Source organism: Streptomyces subrutilus, assembly GCF_008704535.1.
Taxonomy (GTDB): Bacteria; Actinomycetota; Actinomycetes; order Streptomycetales; family Streptomycetaceae; genus Streptomyces; species Streptomyces subrutilus.
In genome coordinates, this window is record NZ_CP023701.1 from 968,135 (window position 1) to 976,475 (window position 8,341).

6 protein-coding genes are annotated in these 8,341 nt (G+C 75.0%); 3 read left to right on the top strand and 3 right to left on the bottom strand.

Features of this window, described 5'->3' with window-relative positions; genetic code table 11:
- Nucleotides 1–211: 211 nt before the first annotated feature.
- Complete coding sequence (locus CP968_RS04280) at nucleotides 212–1,054, bottom strand: class II glutamine amidotransferase (RefSeq protein ID WP_150516707.1); 843 nt, start codon at nucleotides 1,052–1,054, stop codon at nucleotides 212–214.
- Between the two features lie 119 nt (nucleotides 1,055–1,173).
- Entirely contained in the window at nucleotides 1,174–1,662 is a 489-nt protein-coding gene (locus tag CP968_RS04285) for a histidine kinase (protein WP_150516708.1), read from the bottom strand.
- Between the two features lie 328 nt (nucleotides 1,663–1,990).
- Here CP968_RS04285 and CP968_RS04290 point away from each other — a divergent pair, with 328 nt between their 5' ends.
- The 3 genes from CP968_RS04290 to CP968_RS04300 all read left to right on the top strand — a co-directional run bounded on the left by CP968_RS04290 (nucleotide 1,991) and on the right by CP968_RS04300 (nucleotide 7,941).
- Nucleotides 1,991–3,679 carry a glycosyltransferase family 2 protein gene (locus CP968_RS04290; protein WP_150516709.1) on the top strand — a complete coding sequence of 563 codons (1,689 nt, stop codon included), beginning with the start codon at nucleotides 1,991–1,993 and terminating at the stop codon, nucleotides 3,677–3,679.
- 14 nt (nucleotides 3,680–3,693) lie between these two features.
- Complete coding sequence (locus tag CP968_RS04295) at nucleotides 3,694–6,747, top strand: acyltransferase family protein (protein WP_150516710.1); 3,054 nt, start codon at nucleotides 3,694–3,696, stop codon at nucleotides 6,745–6,747.
- Nucleotides 6,748–6,984: 237 nt separating this feature from the next.
- Nucleotides 6,985–7,941, top strand: coding sequence for a helix-turn-helix domain-containing protein (locus tag CP968_RS04300; protein WP_150516711.1), 957 nt, complete (start codon nucleotides 6,985–6,987; stop codon nucleotides 7,939–7,941).
- 53 nt (nucleotides 7,942–7,994) lie between these two features.
- On the opposite strand, the gene CP968_RS04305 is transcribed toward CP968_RS04300, so the two are convergent.
- Nucleotides 7,995–8,309 carry a GNAT family N-acetyltransferase gene (locus CP968_RS04305; protein WP_150516712.1) on the bottom strand — a complete coding sequence of 105 codons (315 nt, stop codon included), beginning with the start codon at nucleotides 8,307–8,309 and terminating at the stop codon, nucleotides 7,995–7,997.
- Nucleotides 8,310–8,341 lie beyond the last annotated feature (32 nt).

Sequence of the window (8,341 nt, forward strand, 5' to 3'; positions counted from 1 at the left end):
TCGCCGCACTGGCCGACCCGACCCGACGCGCCGCCGCCTGCTGGACCTGCCCGCCGCCGACGGCGAGGCCAGCGCGACGGCCCGCCGGATGGCCGCGCCGGCCATCGACCGGGACCGGCGGCTGGCGCGCGTCACCCGCGTGGCCGAGGCGGCGGAACGCGACGACCGCCGGGGCACGATACCGGCGTAGCGGCGCGCCGTCCGGGGAGCGTCAGGCCGGTTGCGGGACGAAGGGCAGCAGCTCGTCGGCCCCGGGCTGGACGATGCCGTAGGTGCTCTCCGGGACCTCGTGCCAGGCACCCGGCAGGTCTCCGAGCGGCTCGGAGACGACGAGCCGCGTCTCCTCGGACACGTCCCGCAGGAAGGCCTTGTCGGGGTGGAGGCGGCGCAGCGAATCCACCCGGCTGCTGTAGAACAGCGACCGGGACGCACCGCTGCTGGAGTAGCGGAAGGCCCACACCCGTACGCCGTCGGTGACGGCGACGGTCATCTGCATCGGGAACTCCACGCCGTGCTCGCGGCCGACCCGTTCCACCACGCCCACCATCCGCGCCACGGCGGCCGGCGGGTCGTCGTCGAGTCCGTAGGTGAGCGCCAGGTAGAACATGACCTCGGAGTCCGTGGTCCCCCCGATGTCGGGGAACAGCACCGGGTCGACGAGCAGGCACAGTTCGCGGCGCATCTCGTGGAATCCGGCGATGGCGCCGTTGTGCATCCACATCCAGCGGCCGTGCCGGAAGGGGTGGCAGTTCGACTGCTGCACCGCGGTGCCCGTCGACGCCCGGATGTGGGCGAAGAACAGTCCGGAGCGGACGTGGTCGGCGATCTCGTGCAGGTTGCGGTTGTTCCAGGCCGGGCCGACGTCGCACATGATCGCGGGCGTCGGGGTCTCCCGGCCGTCCTCGGTGTACCAGCCGACGCCGAAACCGTCGCCGTTCGTGGTCTCCACGCCCATCCTGGAGTGCAGGCTCTGATCGATGAGCGAGTGCTGAGGCTTGTACAGCACGGTGTCGAGCAGCAACGGGGTTCCCGAGTACGCGAGCCACCTGCACATGGGCGATCACCTGTGTTCCGCACGTTCCACGTCCCCCGCGGCCCCCGGCCCTCACATTCTCGCGTCCCGGGCGGGTGATCGCCACGCGGGGCGGGCGATCACCCGCGGGCCCGCGGCCGTCAGTCCCCGGCCGCCTCCTCGGCGGCCCGGACCCGGGCGGCGAACTCCTCCTCGGGCACGCGCTCCAGGGTCCCGCCGTGCCGTCGTGCCACTTCGTCGCCCGGCCCCGGCCCGGCCTCCTCCAGGTCCACGACGAGCAGCGCGGCCCCCTCGTCGATGCGGCTGCTCAGCATGATCAGGCCGGCGCCGCCCTCCAGCAGTTCCCGGTTCTCCACGGCGCCGCCCAGGGCCGCTCCGGCCGCCGACCCGAAGAGCACGCCGAGGGGGCCGCCCAGCAGGCCGATCAGGCCGCCGACGAGCCCGCCGCCCGCCGCCCGCTTACCGGCGCCCCGGACGTGGCTCTCCGGTACGTCGAGCAGCCCCTCGGCGGAGCGTTCCAGGATCGCCGCCTGCCGCAGACCCGGCAGGTCCAGGGCCTCCCGGTAGGCGGCGCGGGCGGGCCCGGGCCCGGTGAAGGTGATCAGCAGCACCTGGTGGCTGTCCGCCATGTCGACCGTCCTCGTTCGCTCCGCTTCGGCCGCGCACGCCACACCCGCGCCCGCGCGCCCCACCCCCACAGTGGAACCGCAGCCGCCCGGGCGCGCAAACCCGGGCGCCCGTGAATTCCGGGACTGTTCACCCGGGCGTGGCCCGCACCTCCCCCGACCGGGCGGCCGGGCCGGTCGAATGGATCCGACCAAGAGGTCTGGACCACTCCAGTCGCGCCAATCCCCTGTCCGATTCCCTCCGTTGACCCGTCCGCGTGCAAGTGGTCTATACCTTTGGCATTAGGGTGGGTCATCTGAAACGGGCGCATACACAGCCCAGGGGGGCTTTATGACCTTTCATCACCTTCCCCAACCTCCGACCGACGAAGAGCTCTACTGGTACTTCGGCCCGCAGCGCCGCTGGGTCCTGGTCAGCAGTTCGCTCGCCTTCGTGTTCACCGCGGCGACCATGTTCACCTTCGCGCTGCGGACCCCGGCCCTGTGGGCCTTCCTCGCCGTCCTCGGCCTCAACGTCGCGGCCCTCGTCCTGTCCTCCCTCAACAGCCTGCGCCAGCGGCGCCTGACCCGGCAGTCGCACGAGGTCCTCGTGCGCGCCTGGCGGCCCGCGGCACTGCCGCACGTCGACCTCTACCTGCCGACGTGCGGCGAACCGCAGACCATCCTGGCCAACGCCTACCGGGCGGTCGCGGCCGTCGACTGGCCCGGCGCGCTGACCGTCTGGGTGCTGGACGACGCCGACTCGCCCGAGGTCGCGGCCCTGGCCGCCTCGTACGGGTACGAGTACGTCGTACGCCCCGACCGCGGGCACCTGAAGAAGGCCGGCAACCTCAACCACGCCCTCACCCTGAGCAGCGGCGAGTTCATCGCGATCCTGGACGCCGACTTCGCACCCCGCCCGGACTTCCTGCGCCACCTCGTCCCGTACCTCGCCGACCCCGCCGTCGGGATCGTGCAGAGCCCGCAGTGCTTCGACACCGACGAGACCATGGGATGGGTCCAGCGGGCCGCCGGCTCCGCCCAGGAGTGGTTCTTCCGCTGGATCCAGCCGTCCAGGGACGCGAGCGACGCCGCCATCTGCTGCGGCAGCAACGCCGTCTACCGGCGCCGCGCCATCGACCTGGCCGGCGGCTTCGCCCGGCTCGACCACAGCGAGGACCTCTACACCGGGCTGGCCCTGCACGAGAAGGGCTTCCGCACCCAGTACGTGCCGGTGCTGGTCGCCAAGGGCACCTCGCCCGACGAGCTCACCTCCTTCGTCAACCAGCAGTACCGCTGGGCGATGGGCAACCTGCACCTGCTCGGCACCCCCGTCCTGCGGCGGATGCGCGCACCGTGGCGGATGCGGCTGTGCTTCTACGAGGGCGTCGTCGGCTACCTGACGACGGCGGTGAACACCTTCGCGGCGCCGCTGCCGCCGCTGGTGATGATGTTCTGGTACCCGGACCACATCCGGCCCTGGCACGTGCTGCCGCTGCTCGCCCCGCTGTGGCTCTGGCACGTCCTGCTGCCGCGCATCAGCCGGACCCGCTGGCGGGTGGAGGTGATCCGGGCGAACGTCCTGACCAGCGTGGCCGCCGCGACCGCGTTCCTGCACACGCTGCGGGGCCGCAGCGCCGCCTGGGTGCCCACCGGCGCACACGGCCGCACGGCACGCGGCGGAATGGCCCGCCGGGTGGTGGCCGTCTCGCTGGTCTGGCTCGTCCTGTCCAACGGCGCCGCCGCCGCGGGCCTGGCCCTGGCCGTGGCCCGCAACGGCTGGGAGCCCAACTGGGGTCTGCTGCTCTACCTCCTGGTGCAGTGCCAGATCAACCTGCCGCTCATCCGCGACCTGGCGGCCGAGCTGCGCCCCCGCGCGTCCGCCCGGCCGGTACGCGCCCGCCTGCTCGCCTCCCTGCGCACCCGTACCAGCGTGCTCCCCCGGCGCTGGCCCGAAACCCTCGCCGCCTCCGCGGTCCTCCTGCTCACCGGCCTGCTGGCATCCGGGTGGGTCGACCCGATGCTCCCCTGGCTGAGTTGAAAGGCGTCACCACCATGCCCTTCCCCCTCTCCCCCGGCCTGCGCCGGCGCCGGGAACGCCCCACCGGGCCCCCCGGACCCCCGCCGCCCGGGGCCGCCCCGGGCGGCGGGTCCCCGGACGCCGAATCCGGACCCAGCCCGCACCGCTCCGCCTTCCGGCCCGACATCGAGGGCCTGCGCGCGGTCGCCGTCCTCGCGGTCCTCGCCTTCCACGCCGGGGTCCCCGGTACGGCGGGCGGTTTCGTCGGCGTGGACGTCTTCTTCGTCATCTCCGGCTACCTGATCACCGGCCTCCTGGTCCGGGAGGCGATCACCACCGGCCGGATCCGGCTCGGGAACTTCTTCTCCCGGCGGGCCCGGCGGCTGCTGCCCTCCGCCGCCGTGGTGCTCGGCGCGGTGGCCGTGGCGGGAGCCTGGCTGACCGTCCCGCTGCGCCGCACCGACCTGGAGCGCGACGTGGTGGCCTCGGCCCTGTCCGTCGCGAACTGGCGGTTCGTCTCGCAGCGGACCGACTACCTGGCCGCCGGGCACGACCAGAGCCCGCTGCTGCACTTCTGGTCCCTGGCCGTGGAGGAGCAGTTCTACCTGTTCTGGGCCCCGCTGCTGGCCGTGGTCGTGCTCCTCGCGGCCGGGGCGGCGCGCCGCGGGCGGGCCGTGCGCGCCGTCGTGGCGCTGCCGACCGCGGCCCTGGTGCTCGCGTCGTTCGCCCTGTCCCTGTACTGGACGGACCGCTCCGTCTCGCTCGCCTACCTCGGAACCCCCTCGCGCGTCTGGCAGTTCGGCGTCGGCGCGCTGCTCGCCCTGCTGCCCTGGCACCTGATGCGCGGCCCGCGCCCGCTGCGGCTGGTGTGCGGCTGGGCCGGGGCCGCGGCGATCGGCTGGTGCGTCGTCTCGTACGACGCCTCGACCCCCTACCCCGGCTACGCGGCCCTGGTGCCGACCGTGGCCACCGCGGCCGTCATCCTCGCCGCGATACCCGGCCGCGGGGAGCACGACGCACTCGGTGCCCACGCCGTCGGGCGGCTGCTGGCCGGGCGGGCGCCCCGGGCGGTCGGGCGGCTCTCGTACAACCTGTACCTGTGGCACTGGCCCGTGCTCGTCCTCGCCGAGGCCCGGTTCGGGACGCTGGGCTGGCCCGCGCGGGCCGGACTGACGCTGGCGGCCGCCGCACCCGCCCTGGCCACCCTGCGCTGGGTCGAGCAGCCGCTGCGCCGCAGCCGCACCGTCTCCGAACTCCCGCGGCGCGGGCTCTCGGTGGGGGTCACGGCCGTCGTGCTGCCGGTGGTCCTCGCCCTGGTGGTGGGGACCACCACCCTGCACCTGCTGGGCCCGGCGGCCCCGCCCGACCCGCGGGGGCTGCCCCCGGGCGCCGTGTCCGGGCCGACGCTGCTGGCCCGGACCGCCGGTGCGGCGCCGGCGGACGGCCCGGTGGTGCCGAGTCCCGCCCAGGCGCGCGCCGACTTCCCGCCGGACGCGGGCTGCCAGGTGGCCCCCGCCGAGACCCGCAGCCCGGACTGCCTGTTCGGGGCGGTGGACAGCCCGGACCGGATCGTGCTCCTCGGCGACTCGCACGCCGGGCAGTGGTTCTCCCCGATGCTGGCCCTGGCCGCGCAACGGGGCTGGGCGCTCCAGGAGTTGGTGAAGCAGGGCTGCCCGCTGCCCCAGCTGTCGGTGGACAGCCCGCAGCTCGGCCGCGCCTACCGCGAATGCGACACCTGGCGGGCCGACGCCCTGGAGCGGCTGCGGACGCAGCAGCCCAGACCCCGCCTGATCGTGCTCTCCTCGCTCAACCGCTACACCGCCGACCAGGCCCTCCTGGCCGAAGCCTGGGAGAAGACCCTGCGGCCGCTGCGGGAGCTGGGGGTACCGATCGTCTACATCGAGGACACTCCCGTGCCCGGGACGGACGTCCCCGCCTGCGTCTCCGGCCACCTCGACTCCCCCGCCGCCTGCGCGTTCGCCCGCGAGGGCGCCCGGCAGCCCGATCCGCTGGCCGCCCGGATCACGGCCGGCGCGCTGCCCGGCGTACGGAGCGTGGGCGTCAACGAGGTCCTGTGCCCGGGCACCGGACCCACCTGCCCGGCCGTGCTGGACCGGATCCTGCTCTACCGGGACGACGCCCACCTGACCAACGTGGCCGCCGTCGTGCTGACCGGGCGGCTGGAGCGGCTCCTCACGGAGTCCGGCGCGCTGCCCGCGACGGCCGCGTCCGCGCCGGCCGGTGCGGACGGGTGGACGCCCCTGCTGCGGGACGACTTCGACGGGCCGGCCGGCAGTCCGCCCTCGGCCGACCGGTGGATCCACGACGTCGGCACCTGCTACCCGGGATGCCCGGCGCCGCGGTGGGGCACGGGCGAGATCGAGACCATGACCGACTCGACCGACAACGTGCGGCTCGACGGGAAGGGCGCGCTGGAGATCGTCCCCACGGTGAAGGACGGTGCCTGGAGCTCGGGCCGCATCGAGACGCGGCGCTCCGACTTCGCGGCCCCACCCGGCGGGACCCTGCGCATCGAGGCCTCGATCGCGCTGCCGGACGTGACCGGGGCGAAGGCGGCCGGGTACTGGCCGGCGTTCTGGACGCTGGGCGCGCCGCTGCGCGACGGGTACACCGGCTGGCCGGGCGTCGGGGAGATCGACGTGATGGAGTCGGTCAACGGGCGCGACACCGTGTTCGGCTCCCTGCACTGCGGCGTCGCGGAGGGCGGCCCGTGCCGGGAGCCGGCGGGCCTGACCTCGGGGCCTCAGCCGTGCGCGGGCTGCCGTACCGGCTTCCACACCTACGCCGTCGAGGTCGACCGCTCGCCCGGCGCGGAGGAGGTGCGCTGGTACCTGGACGGCCGCGCGTACCACCGGGTGACGGCCGCCGGGATGGACGGCGGCACCTGGCAGCGCGCGATCGACCACGGGCTGTTCCTGATCCTCAACGTCGCCGTCGGGGGCAAGCTCCCGCTCGCCGACGGGGCGACCGCGGGCCCCGGCACCGAACCGGGGCACCCGATGCGGGTCGACCACGTCGCGGTATCGGTCCGCGGGCGCACCGGCGGCGGGGCGGCGGGGACGGGCTGACGCGGGTACGGAACGCAGGGGCGGGCGCGCAGGGGCGCGGCCGCCCCTGCGCGCGCCTGCCCGGCTTCCGACAGCCGTCGGTCGGTCGGTCGGGGCAGAGCGTAAGTCACATGACGGACGGCGCGGGCGGCAGGCGGTCGGAGACTGGGGGCGGGACCGGGCCGTCGGCCGCCCGTTCCGCTCCGTCGCGACGTTCCCGAGGCGGAGCGTCCTGCTGACCGCACCTGAGGAGTCACGGTGTCCGTCGTCCTTTCCACCGCGCCGCTGCCGGCGTCCGCCCGGGCGGACTACTGGCACAGCCTGGTCTCCGACACGTTCATACCGCTGGACGTCGCCCTGCACGGGGGCGCGCCTTCGGTGGGGACGATCGTGAGCGACCGGCTCGGTCCCCTCCAGGTCTCGGTGGTCGAGGCGGGCCCGCAGACGGTCGCCCGCGACCAGCGCCTGATCTCCCGGGGCGGCGCGGAGTACATCACGGTCACCCTCCAGCACCGGGGGACCGCGCGGCTCACCCAGGACGGCCGCCAGGCCCTGGTCCGGCCCGGGACCTTCACCTGCTCGGACGCCGGGCGGCCCTACCGCCGGGAGCAGCCGGACCCGTTCCGGTTCACCGCGTTCCGGGTGCCGAAGGCCGGGCTGGGGGTGTCGGACTCCGACCTGGGGGCGGTCACCGGGACCGTCTTCAGCAGCGAGGCGGGGACGGCGGGCCTGGTCGCCGGGTACCTGCTGCGGCTGTCGGAGCGGGCGGCGGACCTGGACCCGTACACGGGACGGCAGCTCGCCCTGACCGCGGGGGACCTGCTGGCCGTCCTGGTCCGCGAACGGCAGGGCCGGCTGGACCCGCACGCGTCGGAGGCGGCCCGCGGCATGCTGGCGCGCGTGAAGGAGTACGCACTGAGGCAGTTGGGCGATCCGGAGCTCTCGCCGCAGGGCATCGCGGCCGCGAACCACGTGTCGGTCCGCTACCTGCACAAGCTGTTCCAGTCCGAGGGGACCACGGTGGGCCGGTGGATCCGGCGCGAGCGCCTGGAGCGGTGCCGGCGCGACCTGGCCCGGCCCTCGCGGTCGGCTCCGGCCGTGGCGGCCGTCGCGCAGCGCTGGGGCTTCGTCAACCCCTCGCACTTCAGCCGGGCCTTCCGCGCCGCCTACGGCATGTCGCCCCGGGAGTGGCAGGCGGGCACGCACGGCGTGTGACGGGGCCGCCCGCGCCCCACGGGCCGGGTGGGGGCGGGCGGCGGGTGCGTCGTTCAGAGGCCGAACTGCGCGCGGCGCGCCTCGGGCACCAGGTCCGCGTACTCGGGGTGCTTGCCGATCCAGCCCCGGATGAACGGGCAGTACGGCAGCACGGCCAGCCCGCGCGCCCGGGCGTCGTCGAGCGCGCCGCGGGCGAGCAGCCCGCCGAGGCCCTGGCCGGCGAAGCGGGGTTCGGTCTCGGTGTGGATGAAGGCGATCTCGCCCTCCGAGAGGAAGTACTCGGCGAATCCCGCCGTCTCGGCGCCGTCCTGGCCGGCGAGGACCTCGTACCGGGACTTCTCCGGGCGGTCCGTCACGTGGGGTTCCATGGTTCCTCCTGTGGTGCGGTGGTCGTGCGGTG

What these genes read in the sequence shown, in the direction of transcription:
- CP968_RS04285 (WP_150516708.1), bottom strand. Translation starts at nt 1,662, where the DNA reads ATGGCGGACAGCCACCAGGTGCTGCTGATCACCTTCACCGGGCCCGGG.
- CP968_RS04295 (WP_150516710.1), top strand. Translation starts at nt 3,694, where the DNA reads ATGCCCTTCCCCCTCTCCCCCGGCCTGCGCCGGCGCCGGGAACGCCCC.
- CP968_RS04305 (WP_150516712.1), bottom strand. Translation starts at nt 8,309, where the DNA reads ATGGAACCCCACGTGACGGACCGCCCGGAGAAGTCCCGGTACGAGGTC.
- CP968_RS04290 (WP_150516709.1), top strand. Translation starts at nt 1,991, where the DNA reads ATGACCTTTCATCACCTTCCCCAACCTCCGACCGACGAAGAGCTCTAC.
- CP968_RS04280 (WP_150516707.1), bottom strand. Translation starts at nt 1,054, where the DNA reads ATGTGCAGGTGGCTCGCGTACTCGGGAACCCCGTTGCTGCTCGACACC.